The sequence below is a fragment of the Micromonospora sp. CPCC 206171 genome (genome assembly GCF_036906755.1).
GTDB lineage: Bacteria > Actinomycetota > Actinomycetes > Mycobacteriales > Micromonosporaceae > Micromonospora > Micromonospora purpureochromogenes.
The window spans coordinates 20,879-42,415 of record NZ_JBAKHT010000002.1; the positions used below are offsets into that span (position 1 = coordinate 20,879).

17 protein-coding genes are annotated in these 21,537 nt (G+C 74.3%); 4 read left to right on the plus strand and 13 right to left on the minus strand.

Features of this window, described 5'->3' with window-relative positions; all coding sequences use genetic code 11:
- Positions 1-4: 4 nt before the first annotated feature.
- The 3 genes from V6U89_RS02835 to glyA all read right to left on the minus strand — a co-directional run bounded on the left by V6U89_RS02835 (position 5) and on the right by glyA (position 2,166).
- Complete coding sequence (locus V6U89_RS02835) at positions 5-241, minus strand: AtpZ/AtpI family protein (protein ID WP_088964442.1); 237 nt, start codon at positions 239-241, stop codon at positions 5-7.
- Positions 242-452: 211 nt separating this feature from the next.
- Positions 453-884, minus strand: coding sequence for a hypothetical protein (locus V6U89_RS02840; protein ID WP_334569011.1), 432 nt, complete (start codon positions 882-884; stop codon positions 453-455).
- The gene (gene glyA / locus V6U89_RS02845) at positions 877-2,166 is read right to left on the minus strand and encodes a serine hydroxymethyltransferase (RefSeq protein ID WP_334569012.1); all 1,290 of its coding nucleotides are present in this window, start codon (positions 2,164-2,166) and stop codon (positions 877-879) included. The genes V6U89_RS02840 and glyA overlap by 8 nt, the downstream gene beginning before the upstream one ends.
- 35 nt (positions 2,167-2,201) lie before the next feature.
- On the opposite strand from glyA, the gene V6U89_RS02850 reads away from it, so the two are divergent.
- Complete coding sequence (locus tag V6U89_RS02850; protein WP_334569013.1) at positions 2,202-3,668, plus strand: SDR family oxidoreductase; 1,467 nt, start codon at positions 2,202-2,204, stop codon at positions 3,666-3,668.
- 16 nt (positions 3,669-3,684) lie between these two features.
- On the opposite strand, the gene V6U89_RS02855 is transcribed toward V6U89_RS02850, so the two are convergent.
- From V6U89_RS02855 to prmC, 4 genes are all read right to left on the minus strand, one after another.
- Positions 3,685-5,802 carry a transglycosylase domain-containing protein gene (locus tag V6U89_RS02855; protein ID WP_334569014.1) on the minus strand — a complete coding sequence of 706 codons (2,118 nt, stop codon included), beginning with the start codon at positions 5,800-5,802 and terminating at the stop codon, positions 3,685-3,687.
- A gap of 149 nt (positions 5,803-5,951) precedes the next feature.
- Positions 5,952-6,563 (minus strand): arsenate reductase/protein-tyrosine-phosphatase family protein, encoded by a 612-nt coding sequence (locus V6U89_RS02860; RefSeq protein WP_334569015.1) that lies wholly within the window; start codon positions 6,561-6,563, stop codon positions 5,952-5,954.
- On the minus strand, positions 6,564-7,208 hold the full coding sequence (locus V6U89_RS02865) for an L-threonylcarbamoyladenylate synthase (RefSeq protein ID WP_334569400.1): 645 nt from the start codon (positions 7,206-7,208) through the stop codon (positions 6,564-6,566).
- On the minus strand, positions 7,208-8,155 hold the full coding sequence (gene prmC / locus V6U89_RS02870; RefSeq protein ID WP_334569017.1) for a peptide chain release factor N(5)-glutamine methyltransferase: 948 nt from the start codon (positions 8,153-8,155) through the stop codon (positions 7,208-7,210). Before prmC ends, V6U89_RS02865 begins: the two co-directional genes overlap by 1 nt.
- Before the next feature lie 74 nt (positions 8,156-8,229).
- Between prmC and V6U89_RS02875 the strand changes: the two genes are divergently transcribed.
- Entirely contained in the window at positions 8,230-9,780 is a 1,551-nt protein-coding gene (locus V6U89_RS02875) for a GGDEF domain-containing protein (RefSeq protein ID WP_334569018.1), read from the plus strand.
- 140 nt (positions 9,781-9,920) lie between these two features.
- On the opposite strand, the gene prfA is transcribed toward V6U89_RS02875, so the two are convergent.
- Positions 9,921-11,009: a peptide chain release factor 1 gene (prfA, locus tag V6U89_RS02880; RefSeq protein ID WP_334569019.1), complete on the minus strand. Its 1,089-nt coding sequence runs from the start codon at positions 11,007-11,009 to the stop codon at positions 9,921-9,923.
- Positions 11,010-11,109: 100 nt separating this feature from the next.
- A complete protein-coding gene (gene rpmE / locus V6U89_RS02885) occupies positions 11,110-11,334 on the minus strand; it encodes a 50S ribosomal protein L31 (RefSeq protein WP_280835989.1) in 225 nt (74 codons plus the stop codon).
- A 274-nt stretch (positions 11,335-11,608) separates the two neighbouring features.
- On the opposite strand from rpmE, the gene V6U89_RS02890 reads away from it, so the two are divergent.
- On the plus strand, positions 11,609-12,505 hold the full coding sequence (locus V6U89_RS02890; protein ID WP_334569020.1) for a phosphatase domain-containing protein: 897 nt from the start codon (positions 11,609-11,611) through the stop codon (positions 12,503-12,505).
- Positions 12,506-12,781: 276 nt separating this feature from the next.
- Here V6U89_RS02890 and V6U89_RS02895 read toward each other — a convergent pair whose 3' ends face one another.
- The 3 genes from V6U89_RS02895 to thrB all read right to left on the minus strand — a co-directional run bounded on the left by V6U89_RS02895 (position 12,782) and on the right by thrB (position 19,642).
- Complete coding sequence (locus V6U89_RS02895) at positions 12,782-16,234, minus strand: phosphodiester glycosidase family protein (RefSeq protein ID WP_334569021.1); 3,453 nt, start codon at positions 16,232-16,234, stop codon at positions 12,782-12,784.
- A gap of 144 nt (positions 16,235-16,378) precedes the next feature.
- The gene (gene rho / locus V6U89_RS02900) at positions 16,379-18,400 is read right to left on the minus strand and encodes a transcription termination factor Rho (protein WP_334569022.1); all 2,022 of its coding nucleotides are present in this window, start codon (positions 18,398-18,400) and stop codon (positions 16,379-16,381) included.
- Between the two features lie 297 nt (positions 18,401-18,697).
- Positions 18,698-19,642: a homoserine kinase gene (gene thrB, locus V6U89_RS02905; RefSeq protein WP_334569023.1), complete on the minus strand. Its 945-nt coding sequence runs from the start codon at positions 19,640-19,642 to the stop codon at positions 18,698-18,700.
- A gap of 105 nt (positions 19,643-19,747) precedes the next feature.
- Here thrB and V6U89_RS02910 point away from each other — a divergent pair, with 105 nt between their 5' ends.
- On the plus strand, positions 19,748-20,227 hold the full coding sequence (locus V6U89_RS02910; protein ID WP_334569024.1) for a hypothetical protein: 480 nt from the start codon (positions 19,748-19,750) through the stop codon (positions 20,225-20,227).
- Between the two features lie 51 nt (positions 20,228-20,278).
- Here the strand turns inward: V6U89_RS02910 and V6U89_RS02915 are convergent, their stop codons facing one another.
- The gene (locus V6U89_RS02915; RefSeq protein ID WP_334569025.1) at positions 20,279-21,523 is read right to left on the minus strand and encodes an MFS transporter; all 1,245 of its coding nucleotides are present in this window, start codon (positions 21,521-21,523) and stop codon (positions 20,279-20,281) included.
- Positions 21,524-21,537: the final 14 nt, after the last annotated feature.

A 21,537-nucleotide genomic window follows, 5' to 3' on the forward strand; every position in this document is an offset into this window, starting at 1 on the left:
CTTCCTAAGTAGGCGTGCCGAGTCGGCGGACGACCAGGATGATTCCCCCGGCCATGCCGAGCACGACGCCGATCCCGGTGGCGATGCCCCCGGTGTCGAGCCACTGGTCGACCAGCCAGCCGATGAAACCCCAGAAGACCATGCCCGTGATGAGGTATCCGAGCGCGGTCCAACCCTGGCCGGCACCGGACGGAACGTCGCCTGAGCCGCCGCTGGATCGGGGGGTTTGGTCATCAGCCATGACGGGGCGAACGATATCAGCCGGGAAGACGAGGCTGTGCCTCACCCCCCGCACAACCGTCGTTGTGTGGGCCTTTGGCGGGCGCGTCGTCTGGAGGCACGCTACTCCCCTTCCGCCGGCCAGAAAATGACCGAAGGTGGACAGACGCGCGCGTCGCCCGCCAGGTGGGACGGCGCTACAGATCCACCACGCTCGGTGTGCGCCAGACCGGTCAGCCGGCGACCTCGCGCCGGTGCACCCTGGTCAGCCACCAGATGTGCACCCCGGTCCAGACCGCCACGCCCGCCGCGATGCCGAGGCAGAGCGGGAGCAGCCCGGCCCAGCCGGTCGACGCCACGGCCACCATCACCACACCCAGCAGGGTGAACTTGGCCGCGTACAGGCCGAGCCCGAACGGGAGCACCAGCTGCGGGTTGACCGCGTCGGCCCAGGCCAGCACCACGGTGGTCAGCGTGTAGCTGGCCGCCGTCACCGCCACCCCGGCCGCCGCGCCCAGCGCGGCGTCGCCACCGCCGGCCACCCCGCCCACCAGGGCGGCCACCGCGCCCAGCAGCACCGAGGCGATCAGCAGCACCGGCAGGTGGCGTAGCCGCCAGCGCCGGTCCGCGGCCAGCTCCGCCGCGCGCACCCCGGGCTCAGCCACGGGGGTACGCCGGGAAGGCGGCGGCCAGCTCGGCGACCTCGCCGGCGATCCCGGCGAGCGTGTCCGCTCCCCCGGGCGCGGCCGGATCGGTGCGTACCGCGCGGGCGATCAGCGAGGCGACCTGACGCATCTCCGGGACCCCCATGCCCTGGGTGGTGACGCTCGGCGTGCCCACCCGGATGCCGGAGGCCACCATCGGCTTCTGCGGGTCGTACGGGATCGCGTTCTTGTTCAGGGTGATGGTCGCGGCGTCGCAGCGGGCCTCGGCCGCCGCGCCGGTCACCCCGGTCTCGCGCAGGTCGATCAGGGCCAGGTGGGTGTCGGTGCCGCCGGAGACCGGGCGCATCCCCTCGGCGGCCAGCCCGGCGGCGAGCGCCTTGGCGTTCTGCACCACCTGCCCGGCGTACGCCCGGAACTCGGGCTGCGCGGCCTCGCGCAGCGCGACCGCCTTGGCCGCGACCGCGTGCATCAGCGGGCCGCCCTGGGTGAACGGGAAGACCGCCTTGTCGATCCGGGCGGCCAGTGACTCGCGGCAGAGGATCATGCCGCCGCGCGGGCCGCGCAGCACCTTGTGGGTGGTGAAGCAGACGACGTCGGCGTACGGCACCGGCGACGGGATGGCCCGGCCGGCGACCAGCCCGATGAAGTGCGCGGCGTCCACCATCAGGTACGCGCCGACCTCGTCGGCGATCTCCCGGAACCGGGCGAAGTCGATCAGCCGGGGGTAGGCGGTCGCGCCACAGATGATCATTTTGGGCCGGTGCGCCAGGGCCAGGTCGCGGACCTCGTCGTAGTCGATCAGCTCGGTGTCCGGCCGGACGGTGTAGCCGACCGGATGGAACCACTTGCCGGAGAAGTTCACCCGGCTGCCGTGGGTGAGGTGCCCGCCGTGCGGCAGGTCCATCGCCAGCACCGTGTCGCCGGGCTGCACCAGGGCGGCGTACGCGGCGAGGTTGGCGCTGGCCCCGGAGTGCGGCTGGAGGTTGGCGTGCTCGGCGTCGAAGAGCTCCTTCGCCCGGGCTATGCCGATCTCCTCGGCCCGGTCGACCTCGCCGCAGCCGCCGTAGTAGCGCCGGCCCGGGTAGCCCTCGGCGTACTTGTTGGTCAGCGTCGAGCCGAGCGCCGCGAGCACCGCCGGGGAGGTGAGGTTCTCGCTGGCGATCAGTTGCAGGCCGCCGCGCAGCCGTTCCAGTTCGCCCAGCACCACCCCGGCGATCTCCGGGTCGGCGGTACTGAGCTGCTGGAAGTCCGGCCCCCAGAAGGTGTTGCTCGCGTTCTCCACAGCGAAGGAGTCTATGGGGCCGCAGACTGGAAACCGTGAGATGCCTGGTCACCGGAGCCACGGGTTACATCGGCGGACGGCTCGCGCCCCGGCTGCTCGCCGAGGGGTACCAGGTGCGCTGCCTGGCCCGCAAGGCCGGACGGCTGCGCGACGTGCCCTGGGCGGCGCGGGCCGAGGTGGTCGAGGGCGACCTGCGCCGGCCGGAGACGCTGCCCGCCGCGTTCGAGGGCGTCGACGTCGCGTACTACCTGGTGCACTCGCTCGGGCAGGCCGGCTTCGAGGCGGCCGACCGGGAGGCGGCGATCCACTTCGCCGCGGCGGCCGCCCGGTCCGGCGTACGCCGGATCGTCTATCTGGGCGGCCCGGAGCCGAAGCAGGACGGCGCGGTCCCCTCGTCGCACCTGCGCTCCCGGGCGGAGGTGGCGCGGATCCTGCTCGCCAGCGGCGTGCCGACGGTGGTGCTGCGGGCCGCCGTGATCATCGGGTCCGGCTCGGCCTCGTTCGAGATGCTGCGCTACCTCACCGAGCGGCTGCCGGGGATGGTCACCCCGCGCTGGGTGCGCAACCGGATCCAGCCGATCGCGGTCCGCGACGTGCTGCGCTACCTGGTCGCCGGCGCGACGCTGCCGCCCGAGGTGGACCGGGCGTTCGACATCGCCGGCCCGGACGTGCTCACCTTCGAGCAGATGATGCAGCGGTACGCCCGGGTGGCCGGGCTGCGCCGCCGGGTGATCCTGCGAGTGCGGCCGCTGACCCCGTCGCTCTCCTCGTACTGGGTCGGGCTGGTCACCCCGGTGCCCAACAAGATCGCCCGGCCGCTGGTGGAGAGCCTGGTCCACGAGGCGGTGGCGCACGAGCACGACATCGCCCGGTTCATCCCCGACCCGCCGGGCGGGCTGACCGGCTTCGACGAGGCCGTGGCGCTGGCGCTGGCCAAGGTGCGCGACGCCGAGGTGGAGACCCGCTGGTCCACCGCGAGCGGCCCGGACGCGCCGGCCGAGCCGCTGCCCAGTGACCCGAAGTGGTCCGGCGGCACGGTCTACACCGACGTCCGGGAACGCGACGTCAACGCCCCGACCAGCGCGCTGTGGCGGGTGATCGAGGGGGTCGGCGGCGAGCACGGCTGGTACTCGTTCCCGCTGGCCTGGTCGGTGCGGGGCTGGCTGGACCGGCTGATCGGCGGGGTCGGGCTGCGCCGGGGCCGGCGGGACCCGCACCGGCTCCAGGTCGGCGAGGCGCTGGACTTCTGGCGGGTCGAGGAGATCGTGCCGGGCGAGCTGCTGCGGCTGCGCGCCGAGATGCGGCTGCCCGGCCGGGCCTGGCTGGAGATGCGCGTCGAGCCCACCACCGACGGTCGCAGCCGGTACGTGCAGCGCGCCGTCTTCCTCCCCCGCGGCCTGGCCGGGCACGCCTACTGGGGCTCGGTCGCCCCCTTCCACGCCGTCGTCTTCGGCGGGATGGCCCGCAACATCGCCCGGGGGGCCGAACACGCCACCGGCTGACCCGCTCCGCGGCGGATCAGTTGCCGTCGCGGGGGCCGGTCTGGCGATAGGTGACCGCCGCGCTGGGCGGGACGAAGTCGCGGACGGGCTGGTCCTTGAGCGCGGTGAGGAGCACCCGGCCCACCGCGTCCACCATCTGGGCCTGCACCGCCTTGCCGACCGCGTCCCGCGGGTCGTCCGGGTTCGCCGCCATCGAGGCGATCGCGAGCTGCGGGGTGAACGCGACCACCGACTCGCTCTCGTACCCCTCCGAGCTGCCGGTCTTGCCGGCCACCGGGCGGCCCAGCAGCGGCCGGAGCCGCTCCGCGGTGCCGCCGTCACAGCGGTGGTACATGCTCTGGTCGCCGACCGGACAGCGGGCCGCGTCCACCGCCGCCCGGGCCACGTCGGTGTCGACCACCTGCCGGCAGTCCGGGCGGCCGGCGGCCACCTCGTGCCCGGCGCTGTCGGTGATCGACACCACCGGCAGCGGCGCGCACCAGGTCCCCTCGGCGGCGATCGTGGCGTAGGCGTTGGCCAGGTCGAGCGGGGTGGTCGAGGAGACCCCGAGGGTGAACGCGCCCCAGTTCCGCGCGCCGGAGCGGGCCAGCCGGGCGTCGTCCTCGGCCCGGAACACGATGCCCAGCCGCTCGGCCATCTCCACCACCTTGTCCGCGCCGACCCGCTCGATCAGCCAGGCGAAGTAGGTGTTCACCGAGCGGCCGAAGGCGGTCCACATGGTGTGCGGCCCGTCCATCCAGTCCGGCGTGGCGTTGGCCGGGCACCAGTTGCCGTCGCAGCTGGCCCGTCCCCCGTCGACCGGGAACCGGGTGACGATCCGGGTCGGGGCGTCGAAGCGGGTGTCCAGCGGCAGCCCGGACTCCAGGGCGGCCAGCATGGTGAAGAGCTTGAAGGTCGAGCCGCCCTGGTAGCCCTCGATGCCGCCGCCGCCGGCGACGAGCTGGTTGACGGTGTTCGGGTAGTTCTTCCGGCCGCCCGGGTTCTCGGCCACGCTGTAGTTCCGGTTCACCGCCATCGCCAGCACCCGGCCGGTGCCGGGCTGGACCGCCGCGGTCGGCACGGCCCGCCGATCGGTGCCGGGGTAGATGTCCAGCACCTGCCGCAGGGTGGCCCGCTGCACGGCCGGGTCCAGCGACGAGACGATCCGGAAGCCACCCCGGCGCAGGGTGTCCTGCCGCTCGGCGGCGGTCGCGCCGAAGGCCGGCTGGGCGCTCCACCACTGGGTGAACCAGTCGCAGAAGAAGCCCCAGTCGCTCTGCTCGCGGGGCACGGCGGTGCAGTCGTTCGGGGTCTGGCTGGGGCGCAGTGACAGCGGGGCGGCTTTCGCCTGCGCCGCCTCGGCCGCCGGCACCTGCCCCGCGTCGACGAGCCGGTCCAGCACGTACGCCTTGCGGCGCAGCGCCGCGTCGGCGTCGCCGTTGATCGGGTCGTCGGTGTCCGGCGAGCGGACCAGACCGGCGAGCAGGGCCGCCTGGGGCAGCGTGAGGTTCGCCGGCGAGGTGGAGAAGTAGCGCTTGCTGGCGGCCGCGATGCCGTACGCCCCGGCGCCGAAGTAGGCGATGTTGAGGTAGCGGCGGAGGATCTCGTCCTTGTCCAGCTCCCGCTCCAGCGACAGGGCGTACCGCATCTCCCGCAGCTTGCGGGCGGCGCTGATCTCGGTGGCCGCGGTCCGCTGCTCGCGGGTCAGCCGGGGATCGCTGGCCAGCACGTTGCGCACGTACTGCATGGTCAGCGTGGAGGCGCCCTGCCGGGTCGCGCCGTCGCGCCGGTTGACGGTGAAGGCCCGGACCACGCCGCGCAGGTCGACGCCGCGGTGCTGGTAGAAGCGGGTGTCCTCGGCGGCCACCATGGCCTGGCGCATCACCGGCGCCACCTTGTCCAGCGGCACCTCGACGCGGTCCTCGGTGTAGAACGAGGTGATCAGCGTGCGGCCGTCGTTGGCGTACAGGTTCGACCGCTGCGCGGTGGGTGGGGTGCGCAGGCTCGACGGCAGCTCGGAGTAGGGCGCGGAGAGCGCGCCGAAGCCCAACCCGAGCACCAGGGCGACCGGGAGGGCCGCGGCCGCCAGCACCAGCCCGGCGAGCACGCCGGCGATCACCACGGTGAACAACTTGTCGAGATGGGCCCGGATCATCAGCACTCCCCGCAGGAGCCGTCAGGACCCGTTCAGAATGACCCGCTATGCCCCTTCGGCCCTCATATTTCGCGAAACCCGGAGGAAACTCGCGAGCGGGACGCGGCGCGGAGCACCGGACACGCCGCCCGGTTCACCCGGGCGGGGGGTCAGGGCAACAGCGCCGCGGTGAGCGGGTGCACGGTCTCCTCGATCTCGTCGGCCACCCGGCTGAAGCACTGGTCGCCCCGGCCCCAGGGGTCGTCCAGGTCGTCGGAGTGCAGCGCCGACGCCCCCTGCCGGGCCGCGTCGGCGGCCGCCACCAGGGCCACGCCCCGGGCGTACACCGCCTCGCCGGTGGCCTCCGCCGGTGGCAGGGCGGCGGCGTCCACCAGCCCGAGCAGCCGGCCGAACTCGCCGAGCACGAAGGTGCGGGCCGCGGCGTCGGGACGCAGCGCCACCACGTACTCCTGCTGGTCGGCGGTGGCGGTGAGGACCAGGTCGGCGGCGTCGATCAGATCGGAGCGCAACTTGCGGGCGGCGAAGCCGTCCACGTCACCCCCGCGCGAGAGCACCTGCCGGGCCGCCGGCGGGTTCATCTCCTCGCCGGCGTGCCAGCCGCCGGTGCCGGCGCTGTGGCTGTGCAGCAGCTCGTCGGAGCGGGTCGGGTCGACGCCGAGCCGGCCCAGCCGATCCCGGACCGCGAGCACCAGCAGCCGCTCCGCCATCGGCGAGCGGCAGATGTTGCCCATGCACACGTGCAGGACGGTGAACGGCGGCACTCAGGCCCCCCGCTCGTCGAGGATGTCCGGCGCGACGTCGCGGAGCTTGTCCAGCCCGATCGCGCCCAGCCGGAGCACCCGCGGCACCTCGCCGGTCAGGTCGACGATCGTGCTCGGCACCGGGTCCGGGCAGGGGCCGGCCTCCAGGTAGGCGCGCACCGAGTAGCCGAGCTGGTCGCGGGCCTCCTCGGCGGTCAGCGCGGCCGCCTGGCCCGCCTTGTTCGCCGAGGCCACCGCCATCGGCCCGGTCTCCCGCAGCACCTCCAGCGCCACCGGGTGCAGCGGCATCCGGACCGCCACCGTGCCGGTGGCGTCGCCCAGGTCCCAGGCCAGGCTCGGCGAGTGCTCCACCACGATGGTCAGCGCACCGGGCCAGAACGCCTCGACCAGATCGCGCGCGACGCGCGGCAGCGAGAAGACCAGGCCGTCCAGCGTGTGCCGGGAGCCGATCAGCACCGGCGGCGCCTGCCGGCTGCCGCCCTTGGCGTCCGCCAGGGCCTTCACCGCGTACGGGGTGAAGGCGTCCGCGCCGATCCCGTAGACCGTGTCGGTCGGCAGGACGACCAGCTCGCCGTTCTTGACCGCCTCGATGGCAGCGGCGATGCCGCGGTCCCGGTCGGCGGGCGACCGACAGTCGTAGAGCATCACGAGGAGCCAGTCTGCCACGCCGGGGCCACACCGGCGTGCGGGCCGTCCGCCCGCCGGGACGCGGTGGCGAAACGGGACCGTCCCGCCAGGTCCCGATGCTCCGCCACGTCGACGTACCGGCCGTCGGCGGCGAGCAGCGCCGGCACCGCCGCCCCGTGCGTGTCGTCGTGCTCCACACCCAGCCCGCCGCCGGGACGTAGCAGGTCCCCGGCGCGGGCCAGCACCGGCCGGATCACGCTCAACCCGTCCGTCCCACCGAAGACCGCCTCGTCCGGGTCGTGCCCGGCCACCTCCGGCGGTACGGCCACCGCCCGGGGCACGTACGGCGGGTTGCAGAGCAGCACGTCCACCTCGCCGACCAGCGTGGCCAGCAGCTCCGGGTCGGTGACGTCGGCGGCGACCACCTCGATCGGCCGGTCCCCGGCGGCGGCCCGCTCGGCGGCGTTGCGCCGCAGCCACTCCAGCGCGGCGGACGACCGCTCCACGGCCACCACCCGGGCGGCCGGCACCTCCTGGGCGACCGCCAGCGCGATCGCCCCCGAGCCGCTGCACAGGTCCACCACCAGCGGCGCCGGCCGGGTCCGGGCCACCTCGATCCCCCAGCCGGCGAGCAGTTCGGTCTCCGGGCGCGGCACGAAGACCCCCGGGCCGACCGCCAGCTCCAGGTGCCGGAACCCGGCCCGCCCGGTCAGGTGCTGCAACGGCTCCCGGTCGGCCCGGCGGGCGACCAGCGCCTCGAACCGGTCCCGCTGGGCGGCGGTGAAGCCGTCCGCCAGCGCCAGCCGGCCGCGGGGCACGTCCAGCACGTACGCGGCGAGCAGCTCCGCCTCGGCGCGGGCCGACTCCACCCCGGCGGCGGTCAGGGCACGGGTGGCGCGGGTCACGGCGAGCGAGGGCCGCTCGCGTTCTGTCCCTTCGGAGGGGTGGCGCGGAAGGAAGGTCACGACATAATCATGAAGCGTCGCGGGTCGCGTCACGAGTCGGTGCGGCCGGACGCACACCGACAGGAGGTTCGCAGGTGGGGTGGCTCGACCGGGTCGATGACCAGGTTGACGCCCTCCGGCGTGCCCGGGCCCTGCAGGAGGCGAGCCGGTCCGCCGAGGCGTGCGGCCTGCTCGAGCAGGTGCTGCGCAGCACCACCGACCCGCACACCCGCGCCGACGCGCTGGTACAGCGCCTCTGCGCGCTGATCAATCTCGGTCGGACGGCGGAGTTCACCGGGGCCATCGAGGAGGCGTCCACCGCCGTCCGTGACCTGCCCGAGCCGTACCTGCACGGGCACCTCAACGCGCTGGCCGCGCTCGCCGCGCACCACCAGGGCGCGCTGGACCGGTGCGTCACCCACCTGGTCCGCGCCGCCCGGGCGCTGGGCGCGGCCGAGGAGCGGGACCGGGACACCGCCTGGGGCTGGCACGACCTGGCGATGGCCTACTCGTACCTCAGCTTCCACGGCTATGCCCTCGGCGCGATCGAGCGGGCCCGGCAGCACGGGATGGCCGCCGGGCTCCCCGAGGAGGTCTTCGCCGCGCCGGGGATCCGGCTGCGCAACGCGGTCGCCCTGGACCACAACGGCGACAGCGACGGCTGCCTGCGGGTGCTCCGGGACATCGCCATCGACCTGAACCGGTTCGTCCGCGACGGCCGGAGCGAGCGGATCCGCCCCAGCAGCCTGGCCGCGTACGGCTACGCGGCCGCCCGTCGGGCCGCCCTCGGCGACCCGCTGGAGACCGGCACCAAGACCGACCCGGTCCGGCTGCTCGCCCACGGCGGCGACAGCGCCCGCGCCCGCGACATGCGGCAGCTCGGGCAGATCTGCCTGGCCGTCGCCGACGGCCGGCCGATCGAGGCGATCACCCGGCTGGACACCGCGCTGGTCTCCAACGAGACGCTCGGCGCGGCCGAGCCGTCCCGGCTGCGCAGCATCGCGTACGCCCGGGCCGGCGACCACGTGGCGGCGCACCGGGCCGACCGGATGGCGTTCCGGCTGGCCGCCCAGCGCAACGACCGGCTGCGCGACGTGTACATCGACGGCATCGCCGCCCGCATCGACCACGAGGAGATGCGTCGCGAGGCCGCCCGGTACGAGGGCGAGGCGCTGACCGACCCGCTCACCGGCCTGCCGAACCGGCGCCGGCTGGAGCGCTACATCGCCTCGGTGACCTCGGGGGGCGAGCGGGTGGTGATCGGCGTCTGCGACCTGGACGGGTTCAAGGCGGTCAACACCACCCACGGCCACCACTCCGGGGACCTGGTCCTGCAACGCATCGCCGGAGTGATCAACCGGGTGATGCGCCGGGGCGACTTCGTCGCCCGCTACGGCGGGGACGAGTTCGTGGTGGTGCTCTCCGGGGCCGGGATGACCGAGGCGGCCGAGGTGGCCCGGCGGATCCACGCGGCGGTGCGCACCGAGGACTGGGAGTCCCTGGTGCCCGGCACCCCGGTCGGGGTGAGCATCGGCTTCGCCGAGGTGGACGGCGCCCACGGCGCCCTGCGCGACGCCCTCGGCACCGCCTTCGAGATCGCCGACCGCGAGATGCTCCGCGCCAAAACCCGCCCCCGCGCCTCCTGACCCCGCCCCCTTCCCGCGCCCCCCTCCCCGCACGCTTGAGGCCTCTTTCACGGAAAGCGTGGCTATTCGGCGTCGAATAGCCACGCTTTCCGGGAAAGTGCCGTCGTGGATGGGGTGGGGGCGCCCGGTGGGAGGTGGGGTCAGCGGCGGGTGAGTTCGGGGTCGCCGGCCAGGCGGGCGGCACGGTCGGCCTCGGTGAGGGCGTCCAGGACGCCGTCCAGGTCGCCGGCGAGCGCCAGGTCGAGGTTGTACGCCGTGTAGCCGATCCGGTGGTCGGTGATCCGGTTCTGCGGGAAGTTGTAGGTGCGGATCCGCTCCGAGCGGTCCACCGTGCGCACCTGCGCCTTGCGGGCGTCCGAGGCGGCGGCGTCGGCCTGCTCCTGGGCGACGGCGAGCAGCCGGGCCCGCAGGATGCGCATCGCCTGCTCCCGGTTCTGCAGCTGGGACTTCTCGTTCTGGCAGGAGACGACCACGCCGGTCGGCAGGTGGGTGATCCGGACCGCCGAGTCGGTGGTGTTCACCGACTGGCCGCCCGGCCCGGACGAGCGGAACACGTCGATCCGCAGCTCGTTGGGGTCGATGGTGACGTCGACGTCCTCGGCCTCGGGCAGCACCAGCACGCCGGCGGCGCTGGTGTGGATGCGCCCCTGCGACTCGGTGACCGGCACGCGCTGCACCCGGTGCACGCCGCCCTCCCACTTCAGCCGCGACCAGACGCCGTGGCCGCCCTCCGGGACGCCCTTGGTCTTGATCGCCAGCGAGACGTCCTTGACCCCGCCCAGGTCGGAGTCCTGCGCGTCGATCACCTCGGTGAGCCAGCCGTGCCGCTCGGCGTACCGGGTGTACATCCGCAGCAGGTCACCGGCGAAGAGCGCGGACTCCTCGCCACCCTCGCCGGCCTTGATCTCGATGATCACGTCCTTGGCGTCGTGCGGGTCACGCGGGATCAGCAGCTCGGCCAGGCGCTCCTCCAGTGCCGGCAGGCTCGCCGCGATCGACTCCGCCTCCGCGGCGAAGGACGGGTCCTCGGCGGCCAGCTCGCGGGCCGCGGCCAGGTCGGCGCGGGCCTGCTCCAGCTCACCGGCGGCCTTGTGCAGCGGAACCAGCTCGGCGTACCGGCGACCCACCCGACGGGCGGTGCCCTGGTCGGCGTGGATGGCCGGGTCGGCCAGCCGCTTCTCCAGCTCGGCGTACTCGTCGAGGAGGGAAGCCAGGCGCTCGCTGCTCATGCGGGGGATGCTCCTTCGACGGACGGGCGGGCGTAACCGGGGGCGGAACGGACGAACGCCCGTGCCCGGCCGAAGCCGGACACGGGCGTCGTCGGTGGAGCTACTTGGCCTTCTTCGGCTGAACCTTGGCGTACTTCTGCTGGAACTTGGCGACCCGGCCGGCGGTGTCGAGGACGCGCTGCTTACCGGTGTAGAACGGGTGGCAGGCGCTGCAGGTCTCGACGTGGATCGAGCCGCCCTTGGCGGTGCTGCGGGTCGAGAAGGTGTTACCGCAGGAGCAGGAGACCTCGGTGGTCACGTACTCCGGGTGGATGTTGGGCTTCATGTCGCCTCGGTCCTTTCGTCGGTGGTCGCCGGGTCGCCGCTGATCTCCCCGTCGCCTGGTGCGCGACGGACTCGGGCGTGAACCGGAACCGGTGGCCGATTGACCAGTGTGCCACGGGCGTGAGCCGACCCGGTAAGCGGGCCGCACGATCGGTCCGGCAGTGGAAACGCCCGCCTCCCTGCTCGCATTCCCGCCACCGCCGACCAGCATTCCCGCCCCCGGCGTACGGTGGGATCGTGCCCGATTCGTCCCCGACCCGAGTGGGCTGGGCAGGATGCCCCGACTGATCGCCACCCGCGGGCTGCCCGCCTCCGGCAAGACCAGTTTCGCCCGTACCCTGCAACCGGGCGTGGCCCGGGTTAACCGCGACGACCTACGCCGGATGCTGCACGGTGAGCGGCTGTTCACCCAGCGGGCCGAGTACCAGGTGACGCTCGCCCAGCGGGCCCAGGTGGAGGCGCTGCTGCGGGCCGGGGTCAGCGTCTGCGTGGACGACACCAACCTGCGCTCGCGGACCCTGCGCGACTGGGCCGACCTGGCCGCCCGGTACGACGCGGACTTCGAGGTGCACGACTTCACCGACGTACCGCTGGACGAGTGCCTGCGCCGCGACGCCGTGCGGGCGGAGGCGGACCGGGTCGGCGAGTCGGCCATCCGTCGCCTGCACGAGCGCTACCTGGCCAACCGGCCGCTGCCGCTGCCGGTGCCGACGGCCCGCACCGGCCGGGCCGGCACGGTCGACGCGACCCCGGCCGGCCCGCCGGAGATCGTGCTGGTGGACATCGACGGCACGGTCGCGCTGAACGTCTCCCGCAGCCCCTACGACATGACCCGGGTGGGCGAGGACGAGCCCAACGAGGCGGTGATCGCGGCGGTCCGGGCGATGCATGCCGCCGGGTACGGGGTGATCTTCTGCTCCGGACGTGACGCCACCGCCCGCGCCGCCACGGAGGCCTGGCTGGACCGGCACGTGCGGGTGCCGTACCTCGGTCTGCACCTGCGCGCGGTGGGCGACTCCCGCAAGGACGCCGTGGTGAAGCAGGAGATCTACGAGCGTGAGGTGCGCGACCGCTACCGGGTGGCCGGGGTCTTCGACGACCGGCAGCAGGTGGTGCGGATGTGGCGGGCGCTCGGGCTGACCGTCTTCCAGGTCGCCGAGGGCGACTTCTGAGGCCTCGGCGCACCGCGGCCCCCGGCAACGTCCACCCCGCACGCTTTGCTCTGCTGCCGCCACGGCGACACCCGACGTCCGGTATCCGGACGGTCGGTGTCGCGCCGAGGGCAGCAGAGCAAAGCGGGTGGAAGGAGCGTCCTCGGCCAGGTGGAGACGCGCCGCCCGGTCGGCCCTCGCCGGGGAGACCGACGACCGGGCCGCAGCGCACCGCCGGTCGGCCCCTCGCCGCAGGGGGCCGACCGGCGGACGGGACGCCCGGCGTACGCCGGGCCGTCAGGCGGCGGGTGCCTCCCCAGGTGCCTCGGCCGCCGTCATCGCGACCGTCGCCTCGGCCCGGACGCCGTTCACGGTCACCGCGAGCAGCACCTGCGCGCCGGCCCGCAGCGCGGTCAGCTGCCCGGTGGCCGGGTCGAAGCGGGCCACGTGCCAGGGCCGCACCCCGCCGGCATCTCCGATGTGGACGTTCGGTGACGCGGACCAGTCGGCGCTGACCGGCGCCGCCACGGGCACGGCACGGCCGCCGGGCTGGGTCAACGTCGCGGTCACCGTGGCCGGCGTCCCCACCGGCACGGCGGCCGGCGCGCTCACCGCGAGCCGGTCGGTGTGGGCGTGGAACTCCGCGGCGACCCAGCGCGGCCCCTCGACCAGCGGATCCCGGCGGGCCCGTTCGGCCTCGGCCGGGGTCACCGGGTCCACGCCGAACTCGGTCCAGCCCGTGAAGCCGCCGAGCTGCGGCGGCGTCGACGGGTTCTTGCCCGAGTTGCCGTTGATCACGTACGGCACGCCGTCCACCCGGTCGGCGTGGAAAGTGCCGACGTGCCCGCCGACGAACAGTGCGCCCTTGCCGGTGCGGTGCTGGAAGTCGGCCAGCCACTGCTCCAGCAGCGCCGCCTCCTTGCGGTCGCCGAGCTGGCTGGCCTTGGCCGGGCTCGGGTCGCGGGGCGGGTGGTGGTGCAGTACCACCACCGAACCGACCGCCGGGTCGGCGGCGGCCGAGTCCAGCGCCTCGCGCAGCATCCGGACCTGGTCGAAGCCGCCACCGCGCAGCGACCCGGTGGACGAGTTCAGCGTGACGAACCGGGTGCCCTCGTGGTCGAAGACGCGCTGGGTGTCGCCGAAGACGGCGCGGAAGTTGTCGATCGGCGCGCCCATGATCTCGTGGTTGCCCGGGACGTAGTACCACGGCAGCTCGCCGCCCAGTTCCTCGTCCAGCAGCCGCTTGGCCAGAGCGAAGTCCGCCGGGTACGCGGTGTCCACGAAGTCACCGTTTATCACCAGGAAGTCCGGCTTCGCCGCCTTGACCTCGCGCAGCGTACGGCGGGCCTGGGCGACCAGGGCGCTGTCCGGGTCGGCGGCGACGAACTGGGCGTCGGACATCACCGCGAAGCGCCAGGGCGCGCCGTCCACCGCGCCGTCGCGCAGCACCACCCGGTCGGTGCGGGGCGGCTCGGCCGGCGCGTCGATGGTGGGCGGCACCTTCGCCACCAGGTCGTCGATCACCACCTCGCTGGTGTACTGCGCCGCCGGGTTGGTCTCGGCCACGTAGAACCGGCGGACCCGCACCGGGTACTGCACGCCGGGCGGCACCGCGAACTCCACGTACCGCCAGCCCTTCCAGGTGACCAGCGGGCCGCGCAGCACGTGCTGGGTGTCCTGCGCGTCGTGCAGGTGCAGGCTGGGCCACTCGCCGGTGCCGTTGCCGTGGATCCACATGCCGAATGCCTGCGGCTGGCCGGGCACCGCGATCCAGGCCGGCGGGTCGGCGTAGGCGGCCCGGGTGCCGGTGGACTGGCTGAAGTCGTACGTCATCCGCAGGCCGGTGCCGGTGTGTCCGGGCGCCGGGGCGACCGCGCCGCTGGCCCGGGCCTGGCTGAACCGCCAGGAGGCCGCGTCGTCGAAGCCGGCCACCGGTACGTCGGTCAGCCCGACGGTCACCGGCAGCACCGTGGCGTGCCGGCCGACGTGGACCGTGACCAGGGCGGAGCCGCTGTCGCCGAGGGCCTTGACCGACAGGTTGCCGTCGGCGGTGGGGGTGACCGCCAGCAGCGACCGGTCGTACTCCAACGTCAGGTCGGCCGGCTCGATCGGCGCGGTGTTGCCCTCGGCGTCGTAGCCGACCACGCCGAACAGCCCGCTGTCGCCGGCCCGGTTCAGGCCGACCCGGTCCACGGTGGAGTCGACTCGGGCCAGCGGACCGAGCACGGTCAGGTCGAGCGTGCCCCGGGCCTCGCCGCGCCAGGCGGTGACGGTGCTGCGGCCGGATGCGCCGGCGCGGAAGACCCCGTCGGCCACGGTGCCCTGCGCCGCCGGGTTCGCCCGCCACGTCGGCGTGCCCTGCGCCGGGCCGTACGTCTCGTCGTAGCCCGCGGCGGTGAGCCGGCGGGTCAGTCCGGGGAAGACCCGGTCGGGCCGGCCGCCCCGCACCGGCGCGACGCCCGGCGCGGCGGTCGGGTCGCTCGCCGTCTCCAGCCAGTACCCGGTGAGCCGGCCACTGCCCTCGGGGGCGTAGACCGCCAGCCCGTTGGGGACCGCCCGCTCGGTGCCGTCGGACGGGCTGTTCTCCACCTGCACGGCCGCCGCGCCCGGCTCCCGGGCGAGCAGCGTGGACGAGCCGCCCCCGTCCAGGTTGAGCGCGTGGTACGCGCCCAGCCCGGCCATCATCTCGCCCATCTCGGTCTGCGTGACGCCCCGGCTGTCCACCTGACGCCCGTCCACGGTGAGCAGGATCATCCGTCGCCCGTCGGCGGAGAAGCCCACGGCGGTGCGCGGGGCCAGGGTCGGGTCGGCGATGGTCTGCACCGCCCCGTCGCGGACCAGGACGTTGCCCCCGCCCACGGCGGCGCGCAGGTCGCCGCCCTCGGACGGCTTGGGCTTCCAGGTCAGGTCGATCGGGTCGCCCGGGCGCAGGCCGGCCAGGGCGTCCGCGCCGGCGTCCCGGCCGAGCAGCACCGTGGTCCCGGCCGGAATCGGCCCCTCGCCCGCCGCGGCGCCGACGGTGGCCACCCGGCCGTCCCGGACCGCCACCTCGGTGACCCGGGCCGCCCCCTCCACCGCCCGCCGCCGGGGGTACGACCCCCAGAGCGCGGTGAACACGCCGACGCCGTTGGCCTGCACCATGTTGTTGAACTGGGTCAGGGTGACCGGGCCGGACGGCAGCGTCGCGGTGCCGTCGAAGTGCACCTGGACCACCCGGCCGAGGCCGTCACCGGTGATCGCGGCGGCGTTGTGGTGGCCGGCGACCGGCGACTGGACCAGTTCCCCGTCGCGGATGCCGACGCCCTGCGCGGCACCGGAGTTGTTGATGTCGAAGAAGTCGCCGTTGACCGCGGCGACGGCCCGGGACCGGTCGACCGCGCCGCGCAGCGGCTCGGCTCGGGCCACCTCCCCGGAGTTGACGTAGTCGACCCTCAGCCCGCCGTTCAGGTCGGCGGTGAGCGCGTCGGCGCGCAGCCAGCCGGCGGCGTCGTACCGGTCGAAGGAGGTGAGGTCGAGCCCCGGCGCGACCGGCCGGATGGTCCGGGCGGTCTCCAGTCCGTCGGCCGGCGCGACGGCGGCTGGGGCGAGCGCCACCGCGGCGGCCGGGTACGACGAGGCGGGGGGCGCGTCCTCGGCGGCGGTGCCGGCGGCGGGCGGCGCGGCGGACGCCGGGACGGCCCCGGCGAGCGCGAGCAGCGGCGTCAACAGCAGGACGCCGGGAAGGCGGGCGGTTCGGCTGCGGGTACGCATGGACGACAGTCAACCCGGCGGTGCACAGAAGTTTCAATACCCGGGGACTTAATTGAAGGAAAATTCCAGCGCCCACCGCCCCCGGACACGACGAAGGGCACGGCCGGTGTGGCCGTGCCCTTCGCGGGTCTCACCCGGGTGAGGTCACTCCCCCGGCGTCGACTTGGCGATCTGCATCAGGAACTCGATGTTGGTGCGGGACTTCTTGAGCCGGTCCAGCAGCAGGTCCAGCGCCGCCTGGGAGTCCAGCGAGTGCAGCACCTTGCGGAGCTTGTGGATGATGGCCAGCTCCTCCGGCGAGAGCAGGATCTCCTCCTTGCGGGTGCTGGACGCACTGACGTCGACCGCCGGGAAGGTCCGCTTGTCGGCGATCTTCCGGTCCAGCTTCAGCTCCGCGTTACCGGTGCCCTTGAACTCCTCGAAGATGACCGTGTCCGCCATGGATCCGGTCTCCACCAGCGCGGTGGCGAGGATGGTCAGCGAGCCACCGTTCTCGATGTTGCGGGCCGCGCCGAGGAAGCGCTTCGGCGGGTAGAGCGCGGTGGAGTCGATACCACCCGACATGATCCGGCCGCTGGCCGGCGCCGCCAGGTTGTACGACCGGCCGAGCCGGGTCACCGAGTCGAGCAGCACGACCACGTCGTGGCCCAGCTCGACCAGGCGCTTGGCCCGCTCGATCGCCAGCTCGGCCACCGTGGTGTGGTCCTGCGGCGGACGGTCGAACGTGGCCGCGATGACCTCGCCCTTGACCGTGCGCTGCATGTCGGTGACCTCTTCGGGCCGCTCGTCCACCAGCACCACCATCAGGTGGCACTCCGGGTTGTTGTGCGTGATCGCGTTCGCGATCGCCTGCAGCACCATGGTCTTACCGGCCTTCGGCGGCGACACGATCAGCGCGCGCTGCCCCTTGCCGATCGGCATGACCAGGTCGATCACCCGGGTGGTCAGGATGTGCGGCTCGGTCTCCAGCCGCAACCGCTCCTGCGGGTACAGCGGAGTGAGCTTGTAGAACTCGGGACGACGCTTGGCCTCGTCCAGCTCCATGCCGTTGATGGTGTCCAGCCGCACCAGCGGGTTGTACTTGTCCCGCCGCTGCTCGCCGTCGCGCGCGGAAGCCCGCACCGCGCCGGTGATCGCGTCACCGCGGCGCAGCCCGTACTTCTTGATCTGGGACATCGAGACGTAGACGTCGTTCGGGCCGGCCAGGTAGCCGGTGGTCCGGACGAAGGCGTAGTTGTCGAGGATGTCGACGATGCCGGCCACCGGGACGAGCACGTCGTCCTCGCTGACCTGCGGCTCGCGACCGCCCTCGCGACCGCCCTCGCGGCCACCGTCGCCGCCCTCGGCGCGCTCGCCGCGGCCACGCCGACGGTCGCGGAACCGGCTGCGCCGGCCACGCCGGCCGCCGCCCTCGCCGTCCTCGTCGGTGTCGTTGTCGCGCTGGGCCCGATCGCCACCGCGGTCGTTGCGGTCGCCCCGGTCGGTGCGGTCACGCTCGGCCCGCTCACCGCGGTCGTTGCGCTCGCCGCGCTCGGCCCGGTCGCCACGATCGGCCCGCTCGTTGCGGTCACCGCGCTCGGCACGGTCACCGCGCTCGGCACGCTCACCGCGCTCGGCCCGGTCCCGGCCACGGCCCTCGGCGCGCTCGCCGGTCTCGGCGGGAGCGGCCTCCTCGGTCCGCGCCTCGACGGCACGCCCCTCGGCGGGACGACCCTCGACGGCACGCCCCTCGGCGGGACGACCCTCGACGGGACGGCCCTCGACGGGACGGCCCTCGGCGGCGGCCCGGCTGCGGCGGGTCCTGGTACGGCCCTCGGCCTCGCCGGCGGCCGGTGCGGCGGCAGCCTGCTCGGCAGCCCGCTCACCGGTCTCGCGAACCTCGGCGTGCACCTCTTCACGGGCGGGGGCGGCCGCGGCCGCGACCTCGGCCCGGGGTCGAGGGGTGCCGGCGGCGCCCTGCTGCCGCTCGGTGATCGCGCTGATCAGCTCGCCCTTGCGCATGCGCGCCGTCCCGGAGATGCCGAGCGACGCGGCCAGGCTCTGCAGCTCTGGCAGCAGCATCGCCGACAGACCGGTGCCGCTGCGTCGACGACGGGCGGGGGCAGCGGTGGTGGCATCGCCAGCGACGTTGGAAACATCCGACGTCACGTCGGTGGTGTCGCTCAATGGATTCCTTCCCTCGATAGGCCGGGACTGCCCGGAGTCGACAAGCTCAGGTGGCCGGGCGGCCTCGGTGCACCCGCCTCGCATGGACACGTCGCGGGAGTCTGTGGCACAGCAGCTGGTCGGTTTCCCGACTCACCAACATCGGTGAGCAGGTCTCGCCGTCTGCGGCGACCTGTGGAAACTGCGGTGCGGCGTGGGCCTTGGCAGGGGTGACGGGCTTACCGCCGAGAGCTTCGGGGGTGCGCCGACCCGCAGGGAGATCGCATGCTTCGCGGCTGTGCTAAGTCTAGAGCGTAATCAACTCTTCCGACCTGCGGCAACAGGGTCCCGCTCGGCGTGTCCCAGTCTACCCCGCGCGACCGTTGCGCCGCGCACCTCTACCGACAACCGCCAGACCTGCCAGTCTGTTCCCGCCTGAAAGCCGCCCGGCAGCTCGCCCAACGCCAGCACGGTCGGCCCCGCCCCACTGACCACAGCCGCCACATCCGCCGCACGCAACGCGCTGACCAGGGCCGCCGTCCCCGGCATCCCGGGCGCCCGATAGTCCTGGTGCAGCCGGTCGACGGTCGCCGGCAGCAGCAACGCCGGCTCGGCCGTCAGGGCGTGCACCAGCAGCGCCGCCCGGCCGGCGTTCTGCGCGGCGTCGGCGTGCGGGACGGTCACCGGCAGCGCCGCCCGGGCGGTCGCGGTCAGCCCGCGCTCGGCCGGGACGAAGACGGTGGGCCGGACCCCCGCGGCGACGGGCAGCGACACCGCCCGCGCGCCGCCGGGCTCCGTCCAGGCCACGGTGAACCCGCCCAGCAGGCAGGGGGCCACATTGTCCGGATGGCCCTCGATCTCGGCGGCCAGCCGGAGCACCCCGTCGTCGTCGAGCCGTTCCGGCCCGTCGGTGACCAGCGCGCGGGCCAGCAGCACCCCGGCCACGATCGCCGCCGAGGAGGAGCCCAGGCCACGGGCCTGCGGGATCCGGTTGACGCACTCCAGCGCCAGCCCCGGCGGCTGGCCGCCGAGCAGGTCGAAGGTGGCACGCATGGCGCGGGCCACCAGGTGCCGGTCGTCCTCCGGCAGCTCACCGGCGCCCTCGCCGGTCACCGACACCCGTACGCCGCCCGAGGTCACCTCGGCCGCCACGTCGTCGTGCAGCCCGAGGGCGAGGCCCAGCGCGTCGAAGCCCGGGCCCAGGTTGGCGCTGGTGGCGGGGACCCGGACGCGGACCGGCCCGGCGGCGAAAGTCAACGGCACCGGCTCATGCTAGGGCCCGGGACCGACGTGGCGGGGTTCCGCCCGGAGCGTGGGAACTGATCATTTCGGCTAGCCTGACCCGACCCACGGTCAGACGGAGGCGGCATGGAACTCTTCAGTTTGTCGATTTTCGCCGGGGAGTTGCCCACTCTGGCCGTGCTGGTGACCGGCCTGGTGCTGGCCGTGGCGCGCCGCGGCCGGCTGCCCCGCCGGGCCCGGGCGCTGATGATCTCGGGCATTGCGGTGCTGCTGGCGGTCAGCCTGCTCAGTCTGACCTTGAACCTTGTCCTGCCGCACCTGCTCGATGTCGGCTGGGCCGGTGGCGGCGGGTACCGCCGGTTACGGCTGTTCAGCCTCGCCGTCGGTGTGCTGTGGGCGATCGGATATCCGGTCGGGCTCGGCCTGCTCGTCGCCGCGGTGTTCGCCGGCCGGCCGATCGCCGCGCCCGCCGTGGACTGGGCGGGCTGGACGCCGCCGGCCGGGGACGACGCGGACCACCCGGACCCCGGCCCGCTGTCGCCGGCCCCCGCCGCCACCCAGTGGGGCGTGACCGACCTCCCCGCGCCCCCGCCCGACCGCACCTGATCCGCCGGGTGACGCCGGCCGCCACGGGGCATCGGGAGGGCGGGCCGGCGGTCAGGGAGCCGGCGCGGGCGCCGCCTCGGTGGCCGGGTCGGACAGCGAGAGGCGACGGGTGGCGATCCGCCAGCCCACCGCGTAGACCAGCGTCACCAGGCCGCAGCCGGCGAGCACCACCCGCTCGTCGACCACATCCACCACCGAGGCCACCACCAGCTGGCTGACCGAGATGGCCAGCGTCGCCAGCATCATGTCGGTGGCGAAGACGCGGCCGCGCAGCCGGTCCGGCACCTCGCCCTGGAGGGCGAAGTTCGACAGCACCCAGTTGCTGCCGCCACCGAAGTGGGCGACGAAGACCAGGACCAGCACCAGCGGGAACCAGCCGACCACCGAGGTGCCCAGGTAGGCCAGGCCGTACAGGGACATCGACGCGGCCAGGCCGGGCAGCAGCCAGGCCCGGTTGGTGAGCACCCGGCGCATCAGGATCGGCCCGACCAGCGCCCCCGCTCCCCGGAACGCGAAGAGCAGGCCGGCGCCGACCGGCCCGACGCCGTACACGCCGGCGAGCAGCGGGAAGACGGTCAGCACGCCGTTGCCCAGCCCGACCGCCGACTTGACCGTGACCAGCGCCAGCACCCGCGGCCGGTGCCCGATGTAGCCCAGGGCCTCGCGGATCGCCGCCCAGGTGCGCGGCGTCGGCAGGTCGGCGTCCCGGGGGGCCTGCAGCGGCCGGCGGATCAGCGCGGCGAGGCCCGCGGCCAGCGCCAGGCCGACGGCCGCCACCCAGAAGCAGGCGTACGGCCCGGCCGCCGCGCTCAGCACGCCGCCGAGCGAGGCGCCGACCACGGTCATCGTGCCCCAGGCGGAGCCGGCGACCGCGTTGCCGGCGGCCAGCTCGTCCGGGTCGAGCACGTTGGGCAGGGCGGCCTGCGCGGCGGGCGAGTAGAACGCCTTGGCCACCGCCACCGCGGCGATCGCCAGCATGGCCAGCCACGCGGTGCCGGCGGTGCGCACGCCGAGCAGGAGCAGCACCCCGAGCAGGGCGGCGGCGTTCGCCACCATCATGATCTTCTTACGGTCGAACCGGTCGGCGATGGTTCCCGTGTACGGCAGCAGCAGCGCGACCACCCCGGTGTCCAGGGCGAGCACCAGCGCGCCCCAGACGCCGCTGCCGGTCAGCTTCGGCAGGAGCACCAACAGCGGCACCATGACGAACCAGTCGGCGCCGAAGACCACCAGCTCGGCCAGGAAGAGGTTGCGGAAGTTCCGGTTGCGGGTGAGGACCGAGAAGGTGGGCGACACGTGCCCGAACCTTA

Bases quoted from the DNA above. Each gene is read 5' to 3' on its own strand.
- V6U89_RS02895 (WP_334569021.1), bottom strand. From the start codon at position 16,234: ATGCGTACCCGCAGCCGAACCGCCCGCCTTCCCGGCGTCCTGCTGTTG.
- V6U89_RS02910 (WP_334569024.1), top strand. From the start codon at position 19,748: ATGGAACTCTTCAGTTTGTCGATTTTCGCCGGGGAGTTGCCCACTCTG.
- rpmE (WP_280835989.1), bottom strand. From the start codon at position 11,334: ATGAAGCCCAACATCCACCCGGAGTACGTGACCACCGAGGTCTCCTGC.
- V6U89_RS02835 (WP_088964442.1), bottom strand. From the start codon at position 241: ATGGCTGATGACCAAACCCCCCGATCCAGCGGCGGCTCAGGCGACGTT.
- V6U89_RS02855 (WP_334569014.1), bottom strand. From the start codon at position 5,802: ATGATCCGGGCCCATCTCGACAAGTTGTTCACCGTGGTGATCGCCGGC.
- prfA (WP_334569019.1), bottom strand. From the start codon at position 11,009: ATGAGCAGCGAGCGCCTGGCTTCCCTCCTCGACGAGTACGCCGAGCTG.
- V6U89_RS02890 (WP_334569020.1), top strand. From the start codon at position 11,609: ATGCCCCGACTGATCGCCACCCGCGGGCTGCCCGCCTCCGGCAAGACC.
- V6U89_RS02865 (WP_334569400.1), bottom strand. From the start codon at position 7,208: ATGCTCTACGACTGTCGGTCGCCCGCCGACCGGGACCGCGGCATCGCC.